We start from the raw sequence: 23096 nt of genomic DNA, 5'->3' as shown, positions 1-23096 counted from the left end.
GGGATGTCTGGTAGTACATCCAAGGCCACTAATCCCAATATCCAAGGATGTCCATCCTGAATTTGGGGTAGCTTAAACCTAAATTTCAAACGTCTGACTATATTTGACTATGAGATTTGGAACTATAGAGTTTGACTTATGCTGATACAAAAGATTGTCCAAGAATTGCAAAACATCCCTGAAGACAAACTAGCAGAAGTTTATGACCTAATTCACTACTTTCGAGTAGGTTTAAGTCAAGAACGTACACAACCCCGCACCCCTGGTTTATTGAAGGGAAAACTCGGCGATGCTTTCTTTGAGCCACTTCCAGAAGAAGAACTCCAGCAATGGGAATGAGCTACCTCATCGACACCCATATCCTGCTGTGGTGGCTCTTTGACGATCAAAAGTATCGGCAAACCCAGTTAGCTGACGCGAAATTGAATTTTTTCGCGCCCACTTACTTAGCAGAACTTTATGACTTAATTCACTACTTTCGACTAGGTTTGAGTCAAGAACGTACACAACCCCGCACCCCTGGTTTATTGAAAGGAAAACTCGGCGATGCTTTCTTTGAACCACTCCCAGAAGACGAACTCCAGCAATGGGAATGAGCTACCTCATCGACACTCATATCCTGTTCTCGTGGCTCTTTGACGATCCAAAACTCCACACTGACTGCCGAGACATCATTCGCAACCCAGATCAATGAAGTTGTTGTGCCATAACCGCCACCGACTGCCTTAGTACAACATTTCATTAATTCGTAGCGAATTCTCTTTGCGTTCCTACCCTACGGGAAGGCGAGGCGCCTATGCGCTTCCCTTTGCGCCCCTACCCTGCGGGAAGGCGAACGCGAGTGCGTCTCGTAGAGAAGCGCCTATGCGTTTAAATTTCAACCCTCAATTCGCCACGATTTTATGCTGCATCTGTACTTAGTATTTATCAAACAGAAATGACTCGCCCTCAAGATACGCATGAACGTGTTCTTTAACGATATACGGCACGGTTTCCGAAATCCACTTATGCTCTTGCGGATTATTTATATGAAAAGAAAGTACTTCAATCAGCGCCATGATAAAGAAACCTTCTGTAATTTGTAAGTAGTGTTCAGGTAGCTTACGGATAGTTTCATAGCCTTTAAGAAAGGAAGGTCTGATAGAGGGAAGTAAATATTGAAGCGAACTTGCAATATCGTAAAGATAGTATCCAAACCCACAGCGAGCGAAATCGATTGGACGGAATTCCTCGTTATGCAATAGATAGTTGCCTTCATGAAGATCAGCGTGAATCAGCCCCCAGATATTTTGTTTCTGACCCAGTGTTTCTATCATCTCTTGAATTTGGCAAGCCGCTACTTCGAGGGTCTTGTAATCTTCTGCTGAAATCAATTCTTGTAATGCTGCTGGATAAAGTGCCGAAAGTGCTGCTTGCAGCCGATTCTGATCATAGGCTGGGCGAACAAAGTTTTCTGGCAGTTGCCACTGACTACTATGCTGGTGCAATCGAGCTAGCAACAAACCGAGTTGGTAAGCCTGTTCTGGAGTTCGTTGTTCGTTGAGGTTGTTGCCATCAATCCAATGCAGCAGTGAGCAATAAAACACTTGTCCGGTCTCATCTGCTAAAACTTGAGTGACCCATCTATTTTGTAGATTTCTTACTGGTTCTTGCACAACAACCTCTGTGTCATGACGCAAAGCAGTAAGCCACAGAAGTTCTGACTCAATCACCTGTGGTCTTTGCCATACATCGCCTTGGAGCCTAAATATTGGTCGATGAATACGGAGAAGAAATTTTTCCGCTTGTGTTTTTATACAGAAGGTTGCGCTTTCACTATGACCTAAAAAATAACGCTCTCCTTGAGCCATACCATATTGGGCAAGGGCAGCTTTCGCTATGTAGTCATAGATGTTATCCTGCATTTTTCCATTGACAGACATTTTTGACAGCATTAAGATAATTTTTGTATAAATGAGGTTTAGACATTAAGTTATCAGGTTCAATCGGGGGCAATAACTTTGCGATCATTATGATGGTTGATCGACCAACGGTGGTCAATAGTTACAGAGGAAAACTCGCAAATTTCTTCTAGCCGCTTTTGTTGCACAGCAGCTTTACGAAGAGTAATAATTAGCTGATTTACCTGATGCCGTAAATCTGGATGATCATTTACTGCTAACATGGTTTGTCTTTCTAAGAGTTGAAGTATCAGTTCGTAGTGAATAGGTGAAGGTAGAGGAATTTGCTCCATGAAGTTATATTTTGATTTCAAGTTGGGATTTTGTATGAGTTAGAGTTTGTCTCTTGCCAAGGAATTGTTAAGTAGGTCGGCGCAATTAAAGTTAACTGGCTAAGGCTGTCATTTGTCATTCGTCATTTGTCATTTGTCATTTGTCATTTGTCATTTGTCATTTGTCATTTGTCATTTGTCATTTGTCATTCGTCATTTGTCATTTGTCATTTGTCATTCGTCATTTGTCATTTGTCATTCGTAAGGGTTTTAAGCTTATTTACGTTTTGTAACATACTTGAGTTTTTTCACACCAACGTACTTAGATAAGAAATAATTCGTTGCTTATGGATTGGATTTGATTAACAATGAAGATTTGGTAAAATATTGATCATACTTGACGGCAAAGTGCTAAATGTCTACGTATAGTGTGCCCGATTGATCGCCCAACTGTGGGATTTTCCAGAAAGAAGTTATATCATGTCCGCTTAATTACTTGTTAAACCCGGAGAACCCCACCCCCCTAAAGCTACGCTCGTCTCTAGGGGATTAAGGGGAGGAAAAGCATTGCGGTCTTCTCCCTTGTAGCAACTGGCGCGGCACAGAGAGATGAAGAAGACAGAGGATTGTTGTGTGAGATTTTTGGATGTTTTTTTATTTGGAAGTCCTTATTGTGTGCAGTTCCCCGGCGCTAAGGGGCGCAGGGGAGGTGTTTATTTCAGAAATTTCTCGGTAATATCCGGGCGATCGCAGCACCCGGATCTGGTTGTTTTACCAAAGATTCTCCAATCAGTACAGCAGATGCACCTGCTGTAAGCACCAAACTCACATCATCTGGGTTGTGTAGTCCTGACTCGCTGACAACAAGGATGTTTTTCTCTTGCAATTGGCTACCCCTTGCAGCCAAAAGTTGGCAAGTAGTTTGCAAGTCAACGGAAAAATCTTCCAAATTGCGATTATTGATGCCGACTAAAGAAACGCCATCTAAGGCTAACACACGGTCAAGTTCTGCCAAGCTATGGACTTCAATCAAAGCTGCCATTTTCAGGTTTTTAGCAATTTTGAGGAAGTATTGCAAATCTTGATCGCCCAGGATAGCCGCAATCAACAAAATAGCATCTGCACCCTGAACCCGTGCTAAGTACATCTGGTAAGGATAAATGATAAACTCTTTGCACAGTAGGGGCAAATCAACCGCAGCCCGAACCTTGGCTAAGTTGTCAAAACTACCTTGAAAGAACTTGGCATCAGTCAGCACGGAAAGACAACTAGCCTTGGCTTGCTGATAAGATATAGCGATCGCTACTGGGTCAAAATCTTCTCGTAAAACGCCTTTACTCGGTGAAGCTTTTTTGACTTCTGCAATCAACGCTGGCTTGGTCTTACCTTGGCGCAAAGCGGCGACAAAATCACGGGTTGGTGGCGCCAAAAGTGCTTGATGTTGCAATTCCCGTAAAGGCAGCCTTTCCCGCATTTGGTCAACTTCTACTTCTTTTTGCCAGACAATTTCCTCCAAAATGTTGTTTGGCGCTGAATCAGGCACGGCAGCTTGATAACGTAACATGGAAACAGCAATAGCTGGGTTAGGTGAACGACGGCGGATTTGCATAATTTGTCATTGGTCATTGGTCATTGGTCATTTGTCATTGGTCATTTGTCATTGGTCATTGGTCATTGGTCATTGGTCATTGGTCATTGGTCATTTGTCATTGGTCATTGGTCATTGGTCATTGGTCATTGGTCATTGGTCATTGGTCATTGGTCATTTGTCCTTGTTTATTGACAAAGGACAAATGACAGAGGACAAATGACTAAATAGCTCGTTTATAAGCTTCGTCCAGAACTTCCGAGAGTGTCGGATGGGCGTGAACTAGATGGGCGAGGCTTTGGACAGATTGACGGTTTGCGATCGCAGCTGAGGCTTCATGAATTAAGTCTGAGGCGTGCAGTCCGAAAATATGAACGCCTAAGACTTCTCCGGTGTCTTTGCGATATATCACTTTGGCAATACCGTCGCTTTCATTTTCTGCTAACGCTTTGGAATTGCCTTTAAAGTAACTTCGACTTGTGGCAATTTCAAACCCTTCGGTTTGTCCCAACTCCTTAGCTGCTGTTTCCGTTAAGCCTACATAACTGACCTCTGGATGGGTAAATGCTGCTGCGGGGATGCTGCGATAGTCTACTATTGTTTCCCTCCCAACGATGTTTTCTACCGCAATGATGCCTTGAGCAGAAGCCGCGTGTGCCAACATCATCTTCCCATTAGCATCGCCAATTGCCCACAAATGCGGCACGACTTCACCTCCTGATCGCACTGCCATGCGATCGTCAACTGGGATAAAATTCCGCCGATCAAGTTCCACACCCACAGACTCTAAACCCAGATTTTTGGTCGCCGGGATGCGTCCTGTAGCTACCAAGCAAGCATCTACTTCGATGACATCTACATCTTCTTTGGTTTTGAAATCTGCTAACTCAATTACTACAGGTGAACCTGGGATGACTTTTTTGGCGTATATCCCCACTTTGGTTTCAATATCGCGGGGAGTAATTAGCACTCGTTCGGCAAGTTTGGCAATGTCGCGGTCAAATCCTGGCATTAACTGATCTAGGGCTTCAATCATGGTGATTTCACAACCCAAAGCTGAGTAAATATCAGAAAATTCCAAGCCGATGTAACCACTGCCAATAATTGCTACCCAGTCTGGTAGTGATTCCAACTTCACACCTTGATCGCTGGTAAAGACGGTTTTGCCATCTACTTCAATCCCTGGAGGTACAAAAGGAATTGAACCAGGGGAAAGGATGATGTCTTTGGCTGTGATCGTTTTTTCACCACCATCTCCACTAACAGAGACTTTTTGTGCCCCAGCGATTTTTCCCCAACCCCTGATGATATCGACTCCTAGACGTTTGAGGCTGTTGGTTAAGTCGCCTTGAATTTTCGAGACGAGATTACCAGCATGATTGGCGATCGCTTGGCGATCGAATTCCACGCTACCAATTTGAATTCCCAAGGACTTGAGATGGTGGGCATTGCGTAACTCCCGCACACGTCCAGATGCCGCCAGCAGCGCTTTGGAAGGAATACAACCCCGATTAACACAGGTTCCTCCCATATCAGCAGCTTCAATAATCGCTGTTTTCAGACCGCAACTTACGGCGTGTAAGGCTGCGCCATGTCCGCCTACACCAGCGCCGATAATTACTAAATCGTAATCAAATCCTTGACTCACGTTAGTTTCCCCCTGTGGTTCGTCTATTTATTCTCAACTTTTTTTATCAAAAAAGTAAAGGTTCAAAACTTCCTCCGCAAGTGGCGCGAAAAATTTCAGATTTATCCAGAGGATTTACACAAGCGATCGCTAGATGTCTATTCGCCAAATTAGAATCTTTCTCTCAGTGTTCTCTGTACCTCTGCGGTTCGTTGGAGAAGAGGGCAAAGGAAGAAATAAAAAGTTGATTTACCAAGCAAAGTTGCCCTGATGGAGTACTAGTACAGGTCGGCGGAAATCAGCCACCCATTTTAAATGTCTAAAACCCTTACACAACAGTAATTATGAATTCCGAATTACGCGAAGCGGTACTAGTGGTTCAGGATTTTTCAAACATCCTCTAAATTGAAATTTCCCCAAAATATCAACTTTTGCGATAAAAGATCAAGTAAGATTCACATCTGAAGCAATCGCTGTATAATCCGATAGTTTTTGACAAAAAATATTCCACTACGATGATTGACAAATACTCCCAAAATTTTATAGTGTCCTGCTTACCGATGAGTATGCTTCTATTACTCAACAACATATTTTTTAGTCCACTGAAAGCTCAGGCTGTTGATACTACTCCATTAGCAAATACTAATTTTATCCTCTCACAACAAATCCCACGACCCCAGGATGTGCAACCATCCACACCTCAACAAATCCCACGACCCCAGGATGTGCAACCATCCACACCTTCCCCACTTCCGTCACCTGAAGTACCACAGCAACTCCCCCCACCATCGGAACTATTTCCACCCTCTACCCCAACTCCCACACTTGAAGAACCACTCCCTGGCAACTTTCCTCAAACTACTGTTGTTGAACGTTTTGAAGTTATTGGTAGCACAGTTTTCAGTGCCGAAGAGTTAGCCAAAGCTACTGCTGAATTTACCAAACGACCGATCTCGCTGAGTGAAGTGTATCAAGCGCGTTCTAGAATCACTGATTTATACGTCAAAAATGGTTACATTACTTCTGCTGCCTATATTCCGCCTCAAACAATCCAATCCGGTGTGATCAAAATTCAGGTGGTGGAAGGTAAGTTAGAAGATATCCGGGTAACTGGGACTCGGCGGTTGAATCGCAATTATATCCGCAGCCGACTAGCAATAGCGACATCACCGCCTCTGAATCGGCAGCGTCTACTAGAGGCACTGCAACTTTTGCAACTTAATCCTTTGATTCAAAACGTGACTGCTGAACTCTCAGCAGGATCGGCGACTGGTACGAGTCTTTTGGAAGTCAAGATCAGTGAAGCAAAAACCTTTAATAACCAAATAGTTCTTGATAATGGGCGATCGCCTAGTGTTGGCAGTTTCCGCCGCCGATTACAATTAAATGAAGCCAACTTACTTGGATTGGGAGATGGTCTGAGTTTAGGATACACTAACACTGATGCTAGCAACTCCTTTGATGCTAGTTACACATTGCCTCTTAATCCCCGCAACGGAACCCTTGCCTTCAACTATGGGACGACATCAAGCAATGTCATTGAACCTGCTTTCAAATCTTTAGATATCGAATCGGCATCTCGCTACTACGAATTGACATTCCATCAGCCCATAATCCAAACTCCCACACAAGAATTCGCTCTTGGGTTAACAGCTTCCCGACGCGAAAGTGATATCTCGTGGATACTACAGGGAGAAGGGATTCCCGCATCTCTACTTTCGCCCGGTGCTGATGACCAAGGACGCATCAGGGTATCTGCGTTGCGATTTTTTCAAGAATGGACTTCTCGTAACAGCCGTGAAGTCATCGCCCTACGCTCTCAATTCAGTTTCGGCATAGATGCGTTGAATCCCACGATTAATCAAGATCCTCCTGATAACCGTTTTTTTACTTGGCAAGGGCAAGCACAGTGGGTACGCCTTTTGGCTCCTGAAACCTTATTGTTATTACGTTTAAATACGCAACTAGCATCCAGAACACTTTTACCCATAGAGCAATTTGGCTTAGGTGGGCAGGATAGCGTTCGAGGCTACCGTCAAGATTACCTGCTGACAGATAATGCCACTTTTGTTTCTGCTGAAGTTCAAGTACCGATTCTCCGCTTACCTGAGATAGATAGCACCTTACAGGTCGTCCCCTTTGTGGATTTTGGTGTTGGCTGGAACAGTTCCGATGGAGAGAATCCTGACCCTAACACTCTAGCTGCCGTTGGTCTGGGGTTGCGTTGGTCACAAGGCGATCGCTTCACCGTTCGTCTTGACTGGGGCATTCCTTTAGTATCTGTTGACTCAAATAACAGAACATTACAAGAAAACGGTCTGTATTTTAGTTTACTGTATAACCCTTTTTAAAATTCAGGGGTTTATTCTCCTTCCCTTCTCTATGAGAGGCTGCGCAAAAAATTTTGAATGCGTGAATTTTGAATGCGTGAATTTTGAATTGTCAATCTGGGTATCCTAAGAAAGACAAGGTTGGATGGTAAGTAGGTTGGCGCAATTAAAGTTAACTGGCTAAGGCTGTCATTTGTCCTTTGTCATTGGTCATTAGTAAAGGTTTTAAGCTTATTTACGTTTCGTAACACACTTAATTTTTTTCGTACCAACGTACTTATAGACGAAGGGACAGAATTTATCACCTGTGACGACTCTCACCGCTAATTGCAAGCAATGTAGCGGCAGCAGCTAGAATTTGCTGATTCACGGGACTGGTATTCCAGTATCCTCCACAGCCAGCAACGACCCGTCCAGACCGTTGTTTTGAACAAGTACAAAAAGTATGTTCAACCTATTACGCACACAGTTTTACCTAGACCACGGATCAGATCTAGAACCCTTAACCGTGAATTCATCGGTTCATTAATTAGCAGTGCGAATTCCCGCTACTCTGCTATTGCAACTATCTCACAGAATGTTTACCAAACAAGTGAAAAAATTTTCCCAAAAGTACAACCTGAAAATATACATTTTTGTGAGTAATATTTTTGAGATTAAGACATCAAAATATGAGATTTGAGGAACAGCCATGCTAGGAAATGAGCGGGAAAAAATACGCCATCTATTGGTCATTCAAGACCTCCAAGGGCGGCGAACTATCCCCTTGCGAGAGACTACTTATTCTCTAGGGCGGCATCCTGCAAACACTATTGTTTTGGCTTCCCGGTCAGTATCAATGCAACACGCAATTTTATTGCGGGTAACTATTCCAGAGAATGACCAATACGCCTTCCAGATTATTGATGGCAACTATAAGGGAAAAGCAAGTACTAATGGGTTATTCGTGAATGGCAGTAAATGCTTTTCTCACAATCTTAGGAATGGAGATATCATCGCCTTTGGCAGTAACCAAGCTCAAGCTAAATATTATGCTATTTCCAACCTTTCGGAACAAGCATTTTCTGAATCTTGTGATGTTGAAGATATATCTGGTTTTCTATCAGAGCAAGCCAATCCTGCCAATCCTTTTCAAACTCTAGTTGTCGATCTCAGTGTGGAAGCAGCTAGTGAGTCTGCCCTAGCTCGCCTAGCATCCTTTCCTGAACTCATCCCCAATCCAATTATTGAGATGGATTTTCAGGGAACAGTTACTTATATCAATCCAGCCGCAGCTCTCAAGTTTCCCAAACTTCGGGAAGTTGGGACGCAACACCCGATCTTAACAGGACTGGTGAGTGGAGTTAAGAATCTAGAAAAAAATTCTTTTGTGCGAGAGGTGGAAGTCGGCGCAGAAGTTTTTGAACAATCCGTTCTCTACCTTCCTCAAAGTGATTTAATTAGAACTTTTATTATTAGGGATATTACAGAGCAAAAGCAAGCCACAGCCGAACTGCGCCAGCGCGATCGCTTACTACAGGCAGTTGCCGAAGCTGCCAATTATTTGCTAGGGGAAATGAATTATGGAACTGGTATTGAGCGAGCTCTAGCTGTATTAGGTGAAGCTGCTCAAGCAGATCGTGCCTATCTATTTGAGAACCATCCCCATCCTGCTACAGGGGAAATAGCCGTCAGCCTAAGGTTTGAATGGACGCACTCTTTTATTGAATCTACCCACCATCATTGGCAGAATCAGCCTTATGAAGCTTCTGGATTAGCCTGTTGGTACGATGTTCTCTCTAGGGGTCAGTCGATTAGCGGAATCACCCAAAAATTTCCTGTCGCCGAACAAGAATTCCTGATTCGAGATGGCATCCAATCCCTTCTCCTGGTACCTCTTTCCTTGGAAAATGAGTTCTGGGGGTGTCTTGGTTTGGCAGATTGTACCTTTGAGCGTCATTGGTCAAGGCACGAAGAATCTACCCTTTTGACCATGGCCGCCAGTATTATTAGTACGCGTCAGCGTCAGCAAGTAGAAGAAAAAATTCGCTATCAAGCTCTCCATGACGTGCTGACAGGGTTGCCCAATCGCTTACTATTTAACGAACTGCTCGACAAAACCCTGCCTAACGCCACGCGGAATGACGAAAGTTTAGCTGTGATCTTCCTCGATCTGGATCGCTTCAAGGTAATTAATGACACTTTGGGGCACACTTTGGGAGACCAATTGTTACAAAGCGTCGCCCAAAGATTAAAAGACTCACTCAGAGGCGGAGATACTGTAGCCCGTTGGGGAGGTGATGAATTCACTATCTTACTGCCGCGAATAAATGATATTGAAGAAGTAACCCTGGTGGCCCATAGAATCTTACAAGCCTTTGAGGATGCTTTCTATCTCCAAGGGCATGAACTTTATGTCACTGCCAGCCTCGGTATTGCCTTGCTTGATAACAACAGTCCTGATGCCGAAACACTAATCCAGAATGCAGATGCCGCTTTATACTACGCCAAGGATAAAGGGCGGAATAACTACCAATTCTACAGTGTTTCCCTAAGTTCTAAAAATCCTGAACTCCTGACTTTAGAAAAGAGCTTGCGTTATGCCCTAGAACGCCAAGAATTTACGCTGTACTACCAGCCTCGTGTGAACATTATTACACAAGAAATTACTGGTATGGAGGCTCTGTTGCGTTGGCAGCACCCAGAGATGGGGTTGGTCGCACCCAGTGTCTTCATTCCCCTCGCCGAAGAAAATGGATTAATTATCCCCATTGGCGAATGGGCGCTGCGGACAGCCTGTAGCCAAAATAAAGCATGGCAAGATGCCGGATTGCCACCCATGACGATCGCTGTTAATCTTTCTCTTAAGCAGTTCCGCCAACCTAAATTGCTAGAGATTATAGCCGAAGTTTTAGAAGAAACCGGGCTGGAGCCGCGCTTTTTAGAATTAGAAATTACCGAAACCACAGCCATTGAAGATTTAGATTTTACCAGAACGGTGTTAGAGGAGCTAAAGCAGATGGGTGTTTACATCTCCATTGATGACTTTGGTACGGGTCATTCCTCCCTCTCGCGCCTACAGCTTTTGCCACTAAATAATCTGAAAATAGATAAGTCTTTCATTCAAGATTTGACGCGGGATGTGAAAGTAGCTCATATTATCAAAGCTATAGTTAGCTTGGGGCAGAGCTTAGGATTGAAATTGACAGCCGAAGGGGTAGAGAATGAAAAGGAATTGGAGTTCTTGAAATCTATCAACTGTGAGGATGTACAGGGCTTTTTATTCTACCGACCGCTTTCTACAAAGGTTGCAACAGAAGTCCTGGAAAGTAAACGACCAATGGTATAAGTAGGTCGGCGCAATTAAAGTTAACTGGCTAAGGCTGTCATTTGTCATTGGTCATTTGTCATTAGTAAAGGTTTTAAGCTTATTTGCGTTTCGTAACATAATTGAATTTTTTCGCACCAACGTACTTACAACATTTCATTAATTCATAGCGAATTCTCTGCGTCCCTCTGGGCTTACCTCTGCGCCCCTACCCTGCGGGAAGGCGAGGCGCCTATGCGTTTAAATTTAAACCCTCAATTCGCCACGATTTTACGCAAAGCTGTACTAAGGCTGTCATTGACTAAGAGCTGCACAAGGAAAAACTGTTTGTAGCAGTCACGATAGAATAACATTCAGTGTACCTGCTGCCAACCTTTTTCGTTCTATGCTGCCAGTCATCTATTCCGACGAATTTTTAGATCACAAGACTGGAAAATACCATCCCGAAAAACCAGAACGCTTAAGGGCGATCGCCAGTGCCCTGAAAGCAGCTACATTTGCAGATCAAATTACCTGGCGATCGCCTACACCAGCATCAGAACAACCATCATTGATGTCTATGTTGGTTAAAGCCCATAGCCCAGCCTACATCAAAAAACTTTGGCAAATTGCTTCTAGTGGCGGCGGCCCTTTGGATGGAGATACGCCAGTTTCCTTGCGCAGTTATGATGTGGCATTGTTGGCAGTCAGTGCATGGTTGGATGGAGTTGAGGCTGTGTTGAAATCGGCCAATCCGGCTTTTGTATTAGCGCGTCCCCCAGGACACCATGCAGAAAGTGATGCGGGAATGGGCTTTTGCCTATTTTCTAATGCCGCGATCGCCGCTTTATTTGCCCTCGAACAACCCGGAATTAACCGCGTCGCCATCCTTGATTGGGATGTGCATCACGGTAATGGTACTCAGGCGATCGTTGAAACCCAAGCACGTATCGCCTACTGTTCCCTACATCAGTATCCATGCTATCCCGGTACTGGAAGATCGACTGAATGCGGCTTTCACAATAATGTATTAAATTTACCCGTACCCCCTGGTAGTGATATTGCAATATATCAGCCACTTTTTGAAAAACAGGTAGTACCGTTTTTAGCTAACTTTGAAGCGGATTTACTGATTGTCAGTGCTGGTTATGATGGCAATGCCGCAGATCCTTTGGCAAGTATTAATTTACAGCCAGAAGACTACGCTTTATTTACTGATTATTGTCTAGGGATAACTCGTAAAATTCTATTTGGCTTAGAAGGTGGTTACGACCTTGATACTCTTTCTCAATCAGTTGTAGCGACGATTAAACGCTGTTTACTTTAAGCTTAATGCCCATTTTGAGAAAGCTCATCGAATTTTCAGAAAGAAAATGTTGAAGTGGGGTTCTGAAAGAGCTAAAGTTTTGTTAAGATGCAATTGTTAGCAGTTTCTCACCGAAATTCACCGATCGGGGTGTGGAGAAATAAAAAGTACTAGCAGCACAAAGTTCAAAAGGTGAAGCCAATGACCACCTATATTTTTTTCGATGAAGCCCTACGGATGCTGACCAACGCCTATTTGATATCAGCAGTACTGTTAATAGCAGTTTCTGGCATAGGTTTGGCGGTAGTTGAAACAATAGAAAAGACAGGAGAACGCTAACTTTAGAGATGGCAATGTAGCTCTTGCGAAAAACCATTGGGTACAAGTGTTCGCTGTGAATAAATCCTGGGAACACTAACTATGAAAGTCTCATAGCGTTGCAGTCTTACCTGTAAATCTACCAAACACACAGGTAACCGTACGCTATTGGGACTATAACTAAGGAGCTACGACAATGGGTCTATTCGACGCTGTGTTGGGCACAGAAAACCAAACCCAAACAGCACTCAATCCACCAGAGGCTTTTGCTGTGATCATATTGACGGCCACAGCTTCAGACGGTTATCTTTCTGTTGAGCAAGCAAATTCTATCACTTTTGTGCTGTCCCGGATGAAACTTTTTAAAAGTTATTCCTATGAGATGATGAACGGGCTGTTTGACAAAATCTTGGGCATTCTCCAGGGCAATGGTTTTAATGCTTTATTTGATGCAGCAAAAGATTCTCTATCTCAAGACTTGCGGGAATCAGCCTTTGCCCTAGCCACCGATCTAATTTTAGCTGAAGGTATTATAGCTGAAGAAGAGAAAAACTTCTTAAATGATTTACACCAAGCTTTAGGGGTTTCTAGTGAGATAGCAATACAAATTGTGCAAGTAATGTTAATTAAAAACCGTGCATAGGGCGGTACAACATATACTTAATTAAACTATAGCTATCCGATTTGATTTTTGAATTACTCGTAGAGAGGGAACAGGGAAGAGGGAACAGGTTTACTAAGTTTTGTTCAAAAATCAAGTATAAGTCAGCCTCTTCCCTACCAGACGCTGGGCGAAGGGGGAAGTTAAAAGTCACGCATTCATTTGAGACTGTGACGGAAAGCCGTCTTTAATTATTAGACATCTGGTGAAAAAGAATGTAGGTAGAGACGTAGCAGTGCTACGTCTCTACAAGGGTTCTGGGTAACTCATATTTAATTTAACGTGAGTTCGACAAGTCTTGTTTGACCTCTCCCCCAGCCCCTCTCCGAGGCGGAGAGGGGAGTAAAAAGCTTAATTTTTGGTTACTCCTCCCTTTCCGTTTCCCAGAGGGAGGTTGGGAGGGAGAGGTTCATCGAACTCACGTTAATTTATAGAGATGTCTATTGTAGTGGAATTACAGTGTGCATTGGTGTCCATTTCAGCCATGTAATGACTGTGGTTAGCATAACAACTAATTACTTGATTTGGGGATGGGCATTTTGTCCATCCCAATAGACTAAGGTAGGTGTAGCTATAGTTTTAGTCTGGTAAGCATTTCTGATACCAACCCAGTTACTAGCAATTGGCATTCGCCAACCAGTTCCAAAGGCGCGATCAGTGATTTTCAAGCCTGGGGGTGCTTGTCGCCGTTTAAATTCGGCCCGCCCGACCATTTGGATTACTCGGTCTACAATTATTTGATCGTGACCGGCTGCGACAATTTGCACTGCTGATTGGTGGTTGTGAATCAGGCATTGCAAAATATCGTCCAAAATTTCGTAAGGTGGTAGAGAGTCTTGGTCAACTTGACCTGGTTTGAGTTCGGCGCTGGGTGCTTTAGTCAGGACGTTTTGCGGAATAATTTCACGTAGGCGTAGCCCGTCGTAGACATCGCGATTTAACCATCGACAAAGTGAATACACACGGGTTTTAGGAACATCTGCAATTACAGCTAACCCCCCATTCATATCTCCGTATAAAGTACAGTAACCGACAGCCATTTCTGACTTATTACCGGTAGATAAAAGCAGATAGCCAAATTTATTAGCGATCGCCATTAATAAATTACCGCGAATCCGAGATTGGATATTCTCCTCTGCCAGTCCAAACTCAGTACCTGCAAACAAATCACCTAAAGTTTGATCAAAGCCTTGCATTAATTCGCCAATTGGTAAAAGATTAGTGTTAATCCCCAAATTTTTGGCTAATGCCAAAGCATCGCTAATGGAATGGTCAGAACTATAAGGGGAAGGCATGAGAACACCGAGGACATTTTCTTTACCAAGTGCAGCCGTGGCGATCGCAGCTACTATTGCAGAGTCAATCCCGCCACTTAAACCCAACACTACTTTAGAAAAGTGACACTTGCGAGCGTAATCTCGGACTCCCAAAACCAAAGCTTGCCAAATTTCTTCATCTTCCGATTCATACGCAGGTGCTACAGAACCCAACTGCAAATCCCGTTGCCCCTCATCAAATTCAACTACCATTAAATCGGTGTCAAAACCAGGGGCACGACATATAACTTCACCTTGACGATTCAAAGCAAAACTACGTCCATCAAAAATTAAGTCATCATTTCCGCCAACCTGATTAGCATAAATAACCGCTTGTTGAAAACGTACTGCACTATGCCTGAGCATTGTTTCACGAAACTGCTGCTTGCCTACAGTGTAGGGAGAAGCAGACAAATTTACAATTAAATCTACACCCAAAATTGCTAAGTCAGCAATCGGATTTACTGTATAACTACGTTTGCCCCAAAATTCCTCATCATTCCATAAATCTTCGCAAACAGTTACACCAATATGAATATTATCTAGAGTGAAATAATTAGCTTCCAAGCCAGGTTCAAAATAGCGACGTTCATCAAATACATCGTAAGTAGGCAAAAGTCGCTTGTGAAAAACTTGCTTGACTTTCCCATTCTCTAACAAAGCTATACTGTTAAATAAGGTTTTACCACCACTAATATGTGCTTTGGTATTCGGTTCAACAGTTCCCACCAACACAGCTAAATTTGGTGGTAAATCTTCAGCCAAGTTTTGTAAAGTGATGCCCATCGCCTCCACAAAACTAGGATTTAGTAATAAATCTCGTGGTGGATAGCCACACAAAGAAAGTTCTGGTGTCAACAACAAACGCGCACCGTTAGATGCTGCCCGTTGTGCCGCCTCCAGGATCTTTTGGGCATTTAAAAGCAAATCACCGATAGTAGGATTAATTTGAGCGATCGCTATTTTCATATTATTTGTCATTGGTCATTTGTCATTGGTCATTTGTCATTGGGCATTGGTTATTAATTCTTGTCCCTCATCTCCCTCATCCCCCTCATCTCCCTCATCTCCCTCATCCCCCTCATCCCCCTCATCCCCCTCATCCCCCTCATCTCCCTCATCCCAATACGGTTCATTAAATAAACACCAAAGGTTTATCTTTTAAGGGAGCAAAAGCTTCCGCGTCAAACTTATACAAACTAGCTGGACGACCAGCACCCCGTGATACCTTAATTGCGGTATCGCATAAAAAACCTAATTTGAGTAGACGCGCCCGAAAATTAGAATAATCGGAAAAATTGTCACCTAAAACTGTGGCGTATAACTGATATAAATCATTCAAGGTGAACATTTCTGGCAAGACTTCAAAAGCTACCGGACTATACTCTAATTTATTTCGCAACCGCCTATGTCCATAAGCCAGAATTTGATTATGGTCAAAAGCTAATTGCGGGACTTGTTTTACTGGATACCAAGCTATGCCAGTCATGCGATCGGCAATCAATTCGGCTTCCTCAAATCGCACTAAGGCAAAGTAACTAACTGATAGATAGCGCACACCATAACTATCAGTTGCTTCCCGTGGATCGCGATTCGGCCCGCCAAATGTATACAGTTGTTCTAAATAGAGATTGTTGACCTTAATTTTCTCCGCCATAATGCGATAGGCGGCATCTTCTAAAGACTCTCCTGGACGTACCAAAGTACCGGGAAGACTCCAATGATTTAAAAATGGTTCTTGCTGCCGCATTATTAGTAGAACTAACAGCCGATTTTGTACAGTATCTACAGAAAAAATTACATTATCAACACCAACCTTGAAATCGGCCAAAGGTTGTTGGTTTAACGGAGTTGGTATCTTTTTTGGTGAACGTCCTGGCATTCGTACAAATGCTCTCTATTAATATAGGCAACTACAGGGGCTGTGAGGGCTTGGGGATCTCCATGTTCGCGGTACGCTGTTGAGGAAACATCTAGACCGGTCAGACTGGCGATCGCAATCTTCCCTCCCAGCTTTTGCACTACCTCTGAACTAGACTCATCTATTGCATATCCCGGCCGCGGCACGATCAGTAGTTGCACTTGCTGTAACAAATCTTCAATGCGATACCAACGTGGTAGCTGACTCAGTAAATCTGAACCAATAATCAAGGTTAATTCAGCATCCTCACCCCAAATAAGCTTGGCTTTTTCTACTGTTTCCAGTGTTCTGAAGCTACTCAATTCTTGTTCCAAAGCAATATTGTGCCGTGGTGCGTCTATATCCGTAATCAACAGCCACAACATTGCCGCCCGATGCTCTAAGGCTGTTTGATGAGACTTAAATGGATTATCTGCTGCCCAAACCGCTACCCAATCATAACGCTCAGATAACCAACTCAGAATTTTTTGATGACCAGCAGTTGGTGGATCGGCACTAGTACCAAACAAAGCAATTTTCATACTAATTCGTAATTCGTAATTAAGACACAGTAAAAAAGTACTTTTACCTCTGTGTTCTCTGTGCCTCTGCGGTTCGTTTCTTAGTCTCCTCCGTCAATACCCGTAACCCCTCAGAAATCTCTACCTGCACCGAGACAGGATCATCCAAACGCCGTGTTTGTTGTGGCAAACTGGCAACTGAGGCGGCGGTACGCTGACAAATTGTGGCCAACGACTCTAACGGCTGCACCCGTTCACCTTCTTGTACTACCAACTGCAACAAAGGTTCTTCTTCCACAGAACTTTCACCTAAAAGTCCCAACCTATCTGCTTTTACCTGACCTCCCGTAAAGGAGCGAAAAATCTGCTTGCACCCTGGATAAGTAACCTTACCACTCGACTGTTTCATCACTGGGATGCCATCAATGTCTACAAGTTTATAAACTCCATTTACAGGCGAACCTGTAACAAGTCGCGTTCCCAGTCCGTAACCATCAATCTGGGCCCCAGCAGCTTTTAATCTGGCAATTTCCCACTCATCCAAGTCGCCACTGACAAAAATCGGCACACCGGGAAGGAGCGATCGCACCTGTTTTGATAAGGTAACTAAATCTCCTGAGTCTAATCTGACTCCACTTAATTGCATTTCCCCGGAATTTACTTTTTGAGCCAAGCGTTGGGCAGCAGCAACGGGATCATAAGTATCAATCAGCAATGGCGCACCCGGAAAATATCGATGAAATGCACTAAAAGCTTGTTCTTCAGTGCCTTCTATTGCTGACAATGCCATCACCAAGGCGTGTGCCATCGTACCACTAGGCTTTTGTCCTAGTTGTAGTGCTGCTAACACATTGGAAGTGGAATCTAACCCACCACCCAACGCCGCCCGCGCCGCCCATAAAGACCCTTGGGGACTAAATGCTCGTCTTGTGCCAAATTCTAAAAGTGTTGCTTTCTCCCCCGCTACATCCCGCAACCTTGCTGCTTTTGTGGCAATCAAAGTCTGGTAATTAATCGTATTCAAAAGGTAAGTTTCCACTAGTTGGGCTTGCCAAAGGGGTGCTTCTACCCGCAACAATGGTTCATTGGCAAAGACGGCCGTACCTTCTGGTACTGCCCATACATCACCCGTAAACTTACCCTCAGCTAAAAGTGACCAAAAGCGATCGCTTGCGTGAGCAAAAATTCCCGTTGCCTGTAATGCCGCAATTTGCGCCGAACTAAAGCGGATTTTGGCTAAATATTCCAATGCCTGCCTTAGCCCCATTGCAATTAAATAACCGAAACCCTGTGGCAATCGCCTGACAGACAATTCAAAGCTTGCCCGTCGTTGTTCTATACCTTCGCCTGTGTAACAAGCTGCCATCGTTAACTGGTAAAGGTCGGTCAGTAAGCTGTAGTCATCCGCAGAGAGGTTTAGTTCCTGGTTCTGCTGGCTTTGCTGTTTATGTACATAACCCAAATCTGGCAAAGTTGTCATGCAAGAGCTTCCTTACAAGATGCTTCTACTTTATTATGGTAATATTTACCATAAATAATGTCAACTCCCGGCAAGTAGATTTTCTGACATTGCCGTATAACCGTAGATGTATCGGTAGATTAATCCTAACTTTATCAAAAAATTAATATTCTTTAATAGTAATAGTTAGTAATAACGTTAATTGGATAGGCAGCTAATGAAAGAAAGTAATATCCTGGGAAGGCTAGTTTGTTTAGCAATCTCTTTCCTAGACTGGGGTTGAAAAAATAGCTAAGTTACAATTATAATTAATGAGAAAAGTTTGGCTTTTTGACAAGCTAAAGTATTGCGAAGTTATCTGAATAAACATTGCATATATTCTCAATATGTTGAGAATATAAGCTAGCTAAGAATATTCAGTATTAAAGTATAGGTGTCACAATCAAAGCGACTCAAAAATAAGGAGTCAAATATTATGGCTATTTCCAAAATCATTGCGAACATAACCCAGTATATTTCTGAAGCTGCAATGCGGATTTTTGGGCCTAATGATGATGCTTACCCTGTTATTGGCGTACAACCCTTTACAGGTGAGCCTTATGATAAGCGTACAAATGCTTATGATTAGATGCTGAATATAAGAATGCTAATACGGTTCGGTTAACGTTTTAATATTTAGAAGATCCCCCCAGCCCCCAGCCCCCCTTAAAAAGCCTTGCTCCTAACTCCTTTTACCCCCTTTTTAAGGGGGTCGCCGTAGGCGGGGGGATCCTAACTGAACCCTATTGATCAGAATCCACCTTGAATCTTTTTCAAAGCCTCGCTTGATCACTGGAGTTTAGACTATAGCGGTTCTCTTTAAGCGTGAAGTATAATTTTGACCTCACTTCCATTCCTCTCTGGTAAAAGGAGAGAGACTTTGAATTGTTCCCCCTTCCCGCAACGGGTTGGGGGTTAGGTCTATTTGCATACCTGTACCTCACCAGATTGAAAATGGTTATAACGCAATAGGGTTCACAAAAGGGCTGAAACTCTTTTTTTTACGAACCACAGAGGCGCAGAGAACACAGAGAGAAGAGAGAAGGAGGAAATGCTTAACCCAAGTGTATTGGGCTATAACGGGGGGCGATCGCTAGCGCGGACTCACTTGACTGACTTAGATGTTACCAAAAATCCTCTTAGAGGTTGTTTGAAAAGTTTTTCACTGTGACTTTAGGCACTTTTGGATCCCCCCTAGCCCACGCCAGTCGCTCATGGGGGAAACCCCCATCGCCTTTGGCGTCTCCCCTTGGGAGAAGACCGCGCTGGCTCCCCGATAAGTTGGGGGGAACCGGAATCAAAGTCCCCCAATTTATCGGGGGATTTAGGGGGATCAAAAACGTTTTGTTACCGAGAAGAGGACTTTTAAAACATCCTCTTAGGATTATTAAAGATTTTTGTTTAATTAAATTTACAAATACAAAAGCAGGTAATTTATTTTCCTTGTTTCCATGCTGAATATGGAAATGCATTCATTGAGGCTACTGATTCAATTTATCACTGGATACAGAGCCTCAAACCTACCGCCACAAAGAACTATTTCTTAGAAATTATCCACACTGCATGAATAATCCCAGGAATGTAACCAAAAAGGGTCAAAATTATATTAATCCAAAAGTCTATACCAAAACCTACTTGTAAAAAAACTCCCAAAGGCGGCAGGAAAATCGCGCATAAAATCCGAACTAAATCCATTTAAACCTCCTATTAATCTCACAAATAACGGCTTGTTAGCGAAGTGATTCCCCCTGTTCAAGCACATTTCTACCTCTCAAAGATAACATTTTCTCTGTTAATCTAGGTCATTTCCAATTCGCAATTACCAATTCGCAATTCGCTTTTTCACTCCCCACGCATGAATGCGGGGCTTGAATATTGATACTACGTGTTTTGTTTTTTTCATAATTAAAATTAGGGGCTTTGACCCGAAGGATGAATCAATTATCAATTACGTCCGCAATTGCGAATTGTTCGGTCACGGTTAAGATCCAGGAAACCGCACTCCAAATCAGCCGCCGCTAATCTTGGCTTTGTAACCTAGCTTGATCAAAATATCGACAATTTTCTGCCTGTGTTCTCCCTGAATTTCGATTTCGTTATCTTTAACTGTCCCACCTGTGCCGCACTGGGTTTTCAACTGCTTCACCAAATCTGCCAAGGTTTCCGGTTTGGCTTGAAAACCGCTAATTACTGTGACGGTTTTGCCTTTGCGTCCTTTGCGCGAAGCTTGTACTTTCAGATTTTGTTGCTGGGGGGGTAGTTCTGGAATTGGTCTTTCTGTGGCGACGGAGTTGTCGTTGCCAAATTCGCGGTAGACAAAGCCTTTATCGGAAGATTTGGGATTGGAAGAAGACATAAAAATCAATGTTTAAGAAAAATTTCAAAGGCAGTGGAAACTTCTACGCAACCATCCTGCTGGGATATCAATCTATAGGCTAACATTACACCGATATTGGAAGGAATTGGGCATTGGGCATTCAGAAGAGACAAAGAAGAGACTTATTCAACAGTTATCAGTTATCAAGTATCCGCATTATCAGTTAATTTTTCCGTTGGGAGTTAGAGTTCCCCATATCTCTGGCATGGCGTGTTTAGTGTCGTGGTCAAATCTCCGACTGAAACTGTGATCACTGATAACTGTTCACTGTTCACTGATTTAATAATTCCCCAGATATGCTTCAGACTTTTCTATAATAATTAAATCCTTCCCGTCATCGAAAACAGCCCGTGACTACCACTCCCCTATCTCCAATTCCAACTGCTCAGGTTCCCGATACACTAGGTCGGTTTGGACGCTTTGGCGGTAAATATGTACCTGAAACGCTGATGCCTGCTCTTACTGAACTAGAAACAGCTTATCAGCAATACCGCAATGACCCTGGTTTTCAAGCAGAACTACAGCAGTTGTTACGGGACTATGTAGGACGTGCCACACCATTGTATTTCGCTGAACGCCTGACTGCTCATTATGCCCGACCCGATCGCACGGGGCCGCAAATTTACTTAAAGCGCGAGGATTTAAATCATACTGGCGCTCACAAAATTAATAATGCTCTCGGCCAGGTATTGTTAGCAAAACGCATGGGTAAGCAACGGATTATTGCCGAAACGGGTGCTGGACAACATGGAGTTGCTACAGCTACAGTTTGCGCTCGTTTTGGCCTGGAATGCGTAATTTACATGGGCGTTCATGACATGGAACGCCAATCTTTAAATGTGTTCAGAATGCGGCTGATGGGGGCAGAAGTGCGTCCAGTGGAGGCGGGAACTGGAACCCTGAAGGATGCCACTTCTGAAGCAATCCGCGATTGGGTAACAAATGTGGAAACAACTCACTACATTCTCGGTTCAGTAGCAGGCCCCCATCCTTACCCGATGATGGTACGTGATTTTCATGCAGTAATCGGCCAAGAAACTCGCGCCCAAGCAATGGAAAAGTGGGGTGTATTGCCTGACATTCTCTTGGCTTGCGTGGGTGGTGGTTCCAATGCTATGGGACTATTCTATGAGTTTATGAATGAGTCTTCTATTCGGTTCATTGGCGTTGAGGCAGCAGGAGAAGGTGTCAATACCGAAAAACACGCAGCCACCTTGACAAAAGGACGAGTTGGTGTATTGCACGGAGCAATGAGTTATCTTCTGCAAGATGAGGATGGGCAAATCATTGAGGCACACTCAATTAGTGCAGGTTTAGATTATCCCGGTGTGGGGCCAGAACACAGTTATTTGAAGGATACTGGTCGCGCCGAATACTATAGTGTGACGGATGCAGAAGCTTTAGCGGCATTTCAGCGATTGTCGAAATTGGAGGGGATTATCCCGGCATTAGAAACAGCCCATGCGATCGCCTACCTCGAAACCCTATGTCCCCAACTAACTGACTGTCCCCGGATTGTAATTAACTGCTCTGGACGCGGTGATAAGGATGTACAAACGGTAGCCAAGTTCTTAAGTGATGCGTAAGTATAGCGGTTCTCGTAACCCTTTTGATCTATTGCATATTGACCTGGCTTAAAACTAAAGCTAGTTCGCCAATAGACATCTCCAGAAATTAATTATGCGTTGCCTGAAACCCTTGTAGAGACGTAGCAGTGCTACGTCTCTACATTCATTTTCGGAGATGTCTAATACTAATTAACCTCTCCATTCACCCCTCGACCAAAATTTTCAAATACCTACTCATCAAAAGGCTGTATACATTCACTAATAATTCCGAATAATGTTCAGTATTAATGCTTAATACTGAACATTATTTTTGATTGTTCTCTAATCACTGTTAACCAGGTATTGGAAATCTTCATGTATTGCAAAATGAAGTGTAAAAACTAGGCTATATACAAAAAACCCTACTAATGGTAGATGGCAATTTTTCATAAAAATAAAGGTTTTTCGTAAAACCGTGAGTTTAAACGTTATGTGATAGTTTTTGAACATAAAAGCCCATAAACAGAGGTATATAGACCTATAATCAAGTTGTCAAATTTATACTAGCTTGGTTAAATTGTCTGGAGCTAGAGTTTCAGTTAGTTTCAG

Annotated in this window: 21 protein-coding genes; 11 read left to right on the top strand and 10 right to left on the bottom strand. The window is 43.4% G+C overall.

All coding sequences use genetic code 11. The features are described from left to right. The first annotated feature begins 138 nt into the window (after positions 1-138). Both LC605_RS13065 and LC605_RS13060 read left to right on the top strand, forming a co-directional pair. Positions 139-339, top strand: a complete 201-nt coding sequence (locus tag LC605_RS13065; RefSeq protein ID WP_229547957.1) for a hypothetical protein — start codon at positions 139-141, stop codon at positions 337-339. Beyond that, positions 336-596: a hypothetical protein gene (locus LC605_RS13060; protein WP_229547956.1), complete on the top strand. Its 261-nt coding sequence runs from the start codon at positions 336-338 to the stop codon at positions 594-596. Before LC605_RS13065 ends, LC605_RS13060 begins: the two co-directional genes overlap by 4 nt. Before the next feature lie 321 nt (positions 597-917). On the opposite strand, the gene LC605_RS13055 is transcribed toward LC605_RS13060, so the two are convergent. The 3 genes from LC605_RS13055 to trpC form a co-directional block, all read right to left on the bottom strand. Continuing rightward, the gene (locus tag LC605_RS13055; protein WP_229547955.1) at positions 918-1904 is read right to left on the bottom strand and encodes a phosphotransferase enzyme family protein; all 987 of its coding nucleotides are present in this window, start codon (positions 1902-1904) and stop codon (positions 918-920) included. A 77-nt stretch (positions 1905-1981) separates the two neighbouring features. Then, the gene (locus LC605_RS13050; protein WP_229547954.1) at positions 1982-2233 is read right to left on the bottom strand and encodes a DUF5340 domain-containing protein; all 252 of its coding nucleotides are present in this window, start codon (positions 2231-2233) and stop codon (positions 1982-1984) included. A 697-nt stretch (positions 2234-2930) separates the two neighbouring features. Further along, positions 2931-3821, bottom strand: a complete 891-nt coding sequence (gene trpC / locus LC605_RS13045) for an indole-3-glycerol phosphate synthase TrpC (protein WP_229547953.1) — start codon at positions 3819-3821, stop codon at positions 2931-2933. Between trpC and LC605_RS13040 the strand changes: the two genes are divergently transcribed. Next, positions 3775-4023 (top strand): hypothetical protein, encoded by a 249-nt coding sequence (locus LC605_RS13040; RefSeq protein WP_229547963.1) that lies wholly within the window; start codon positions 3775-3777, stop codon positions 4021-4023. The genes trpC and LC605_RS13040 overlap by 47 nt on opposite strands. Here the strand turns inward: LC605_RS13040 and lpdA are convergent, their stop codons facing one another. Next, entirely contained in the window at positions 4024-5448 is a 1425-nt protein-coding gene (gene lpdA / locus LC605_RS13035) for a dihydrolipoyl dehydrogenase (protein ID WP_229547952.1), read from the bottom strand. Between the two features lie 494 nt (positions 5449-5942). On the opposite strand from lpdA, the gene LC605_RS13030 reads away from it, so the two are divergent. From LC605_RS13030 to LC605_RS13010, 5 genes are all read left to right on the top strand, one after another. Beyond that, on the top strand, positions 5943-7778 hold the full coding sequence (locus LC605_RS13030; protein WP_229547951.1) for a ShlB/FhaC/HecB family hemolysin secretion/activation protein: 1836 nt from the start codon (positions 5943-5945) through the stop codon (positions 7776-7778). 670 nt (positions 7779-8448) lie between these two features. Next, a complete protein-coding gene (locus LC605_RS13025; RefSeq protein WP_229547950.1) occupies positions 8449-11085 on the top strand; it encodes an EAL domain-containing protein in 2637 nt (878 codons plus the stop codon). Between the two features lie 364 nt (positions 11086-11449). Beyond that, complete coding sequence (locus LC605_RS13020; RefSeq protein WP_229547949.1) at positions 11450-12370, top strand: histone deacetylase; 921 nt, start codon at positions 11450-11452, stop codon at positions 12368-12370. A gap of 180 nt (positions 12371-12550) precedes the next feature. After that, a complete protein-coding gene (locus LC605_RS13015; protein WP_229547948.1) occupies positions 12551-12688 on the top strand; it encodes a hypothetical protein in 138 nt (45 codons plus the stop codon). 175 nt (positions 12689-12863) lie between these two features. After that, positions 12864-13310, top strand: coding sequence for a tellurite resistance TerB family protein (locus LC605_RS13010; protein WP_229547947.1), 447 nt, complete (start codon positions 12864-12866; stop codon positions 13308-13310). A gap of 533 nt (positions 13311-13843) precedes the next feature. Here the strand turns inward: LC605_RS13010 and LC605_RS13005 are convergent. After that, complete coding sequence (locus LC605_RS13005) at positions 13844-15613, bottom strand: NAD+ synthase (protein WP_229547962.1); 1770 nt, start codon at positions 15611-15613, stop codon at positions 13844-13846. A gap of 19 nt (positions 15614-15632) precedes the next feature. Between LC605_RS13005 and LC605_RS13000 the strand changes: the two genes are divergently transcribed. Next, positions 15633-15809 (top strand): hypothetical protein, encoded by a 177-nt coding sequence (locus LC605_RS13000; protein ID WP_229547946.1) that lies wholly within the window; start codon positions 15633-15635, stop codon positions 15807-15809. On the opposite strand, the gene LC605_RS12995 is transcribed toward LC605_RS13000, so the two are convergent. Genes LC605_RS12995 through LC605_RS12985 form a run of 3 tightly spaced genes read right to left on the bottom strand, consistent with a single transcriptional unit; the run spans position 15780 to position 18545 of the window. Further along, positions 15780-16526, bottom strand: a complete 747-nt coding sequence (locus tag LC605_RS12995; RefSeq protein ID WP_229547945.1) for an NUDIX domain-containing protein — start codon at positions 16524-16526, stop codon at positions 15780-15782. The genes LC605_RS13000 and LC605_RS12995 overlap by 30 nt on opposite strands. Continuing rightward, a complete protein-coding gene (locus LC605_RS12990) occupies positions 16487-17086 on the bottom strand; it encodes a nicotinate-nucleotide adenylyltransferase (RefSeq protein WP_229547944.1) in 600 nt (199 codons plus the stop codon). Before LC605_RS12990 ends, LC605_RS12995 begins: the two co-directional genes overlap by 40 nt. 43 nt (positions 17087-17129) lie before the next feature. Then, a complete protein-coding gene (locus tag LC605_RS12985; RefSeq protein ID WP_229547943.1) occupies positions 17130-18545 on the bottom strand; it encodes a nicotinate phosphoribosyltransferase in 1416 nt (471 codons plus the stop codon). Between the two features lie 454 nt (positions 18546-18999). Here LC605_RS12985 and LC605_RS12980 point away from each other — a divergent pair, with 454 nt between their 5' ends. Then, on the top strand, positions 19000-19152 hold the full coding sequence (locus LC605_RS12980) for a nicotinate phosphoribosyltransferase (RefSeq protein ID WP_229547942.1): 153 nt from the start codon (positions 19000-19002) through the stop codon (positions 19150-19152). A gap of 947 nt (positions 19153-20099) precedes the next feature. On the opposite strand, the gene LC605_RS12975 is transcribed toward LC605_RS12980, so the two are convergent. Next, a complete protein-coding gene (locus LC605_RS12975) occupies positions 20100-20258 on the bottom strand; it encodes a YqaE/Pmp3 family membrane protein (RefSeq protein ID WP_229547941.1) in 159 nt (52 codons plus the stop codon). 313 nt (positions 20259-20571) lie between these two features. Next, complete coding sequence (locus LC605_RS12970) at positions 20572-20919, bottom strand: translation initiation factor (protein WP_229547940.1); 348 nt, start codon at positions 20917-20919, stop codon at positions 20572-20574. Between the two features lie 371 nt (positions 20920-21290). Between LC605_RS12970 and trpB the strand changes: the two genes are divergently transcribed. Next, positions 21291-22526 carry a tryptophan synthase subunit beta gene (gene trpB, locus LC605_RS12965; RefSeq protein ID WP_229547939.1) on the top strand — a complete coding sequence of 412 codons (1236 nt, stop codon included), beginning with the start codon at positions 21291-21293 and terminating at the stop codon, positions 22524-22526. Positions 22527-23096: the final 570 nt, after the last annotated feature.

The organism is Nostoc sp. CHAB 5836 (genome assembly GCF_020829445.1).
GTDB lineage: Bacteria > Cyanobacteriota > Cyanobacteriia > Cyanobacteriales > Nostocaceae > Nostoc.
The sequence above is the reverse complement of the archived record's forward strand: the minus strand, read 5'-3'. Positions and strand labels throughout refer to the sequence as shown.

What these genes read in the sequence shown, in the direction of transcription:
- LC605_RS13040 (WP_229547963.1), top strand. Translation starts at nt 3,775, where the DNA reads ATGGAAACAGCAATAGCTGGGTTAGGTGAACGACGGCGGATTTGCATA.
- LC605_RS13065 (WP_229547957.1), top strand. Translation starts at nt 139, where the DNA reads ATGCTGATACAAAAGATTGTCCAAGAATTGCAAAACATCCCTGAAGAC.
- LC605_RS13050 (WP_229547954.1), bottom strand. Translation starts at nt 2,233, where the DNA reads ATGGAGCAAATTCCTCTACCTTCACCTATTCACTACGAACTGATACTT.
- LC605_RS12985 (WP_229547943.1), bottom strand. Translation starts at nt 18,545, where the DNA reads ATGACAACTTTGCCAGATTTGGGTTATGTACATAAACAGCAAAGCCAG.
- LC605_RS13055 (WP_229547955.1), bottom strand. Translation starts at nt 1,904, where the DNA reads ATGCAGGATAACATCTATGACTACATAGCGAAAGCTGCCCTTGCCCAA.
- LC605_RS12975 (WP_229547941.1), bottom strand. Translation starts at nt 20,258, where the DNA reads ATGGATTTAGTTCGGATTTTATGCGCGATTTTCCTGCCGCCTTTGGGA.
- LC605_RS13020 (WP_229547949.1), top strand. Translation starts at nt 11,450, where the DNA reads ATGCTGCCAGTCATCTATTCCGACGAATTTTTAGATCACAAGACTGGA.
- LC605_RS12995 (WP_229547945.1), bottom strand. Translation starts at nt 16,526, where the DNA reads ATGCCAGGACGTTCACCAAAAAAGATACCAACTCCGTTAAACCAACAA.
- LC605_RS13015 (WP_229547948.1), top strand. Translation starts at nt 12,551, where the DNA reads ATGACCACCTATATTTTTTTCGATGAAGCCCTACGGATGCTGACCAAC.
- LC605_RS12970 (WP_229547940.1), bottom strand. Translation starts at nt 20,919, where the DNA reads ATGTCTTCTTCCAATCCCAAATCTTCCGATAAAGGCTTTGTCTACCGC.
- LC605_RS13010 (WP_229547947.1), top strand. Translation starts at nt 12,864, where the DNA reads ATGGGTCTATTCGACGCTGTGTTGGGCACAGAAAACCAAACCCAAACA.
- trpC (WP_229547953.1), bottom strand. Translation starts at nt 3,821, where the DNA reads ATGCAAATCCGCCGTCGTTCACCTAACCCAGCTATTGCTGTTTCCATG.
- LC605_RS12980 (WP_229547942.1), top strand. Translation starts at nt 19,000, where the DNA reads ATGGCTATTTCCAAAATCATTGCGAACATAACCCAGTATATTTCTGAA.
- LC605_RS13030 (WP_229547951.1), top strand. Translation starts at nt 5,943, where the DNA reads ATGATTGACAAATACTCCCAAAATTTTATAGTGTCCTGCTTACCGATG.
- LC605_RS13005 (WP_229547962.1), bottom strand. Translation starts at nt 15,613, where the DNA reads ATGAAAATAGCGATCGCTCAAATTAATCCTACTATCGGTGATTTGCTT.
- LC605_RS12990 (WP_229547944.1), bottom strand. Translation starts at nt 17,086, where the DNA reads ATGAAAATTGCTTTGTTTGGTACTAGTGCCGATCCACCAACTGCTGGT.
- LC605_RS13060 (WP_229547956.1), top strand. Translation starts at nt 336, where the DNA reads ATGAGCTACCTCATCGACACCCATATCCTGCTGTGGTGGCTCTTTGAC.
- LC605_RS13025 (WP_229547950.1), top strand. Translation starts at nt 8,449, where the DNA reads ATGCTAGGAAATGAGCGGGAAAAAATACGCCATCTATTGGTCATTCAA.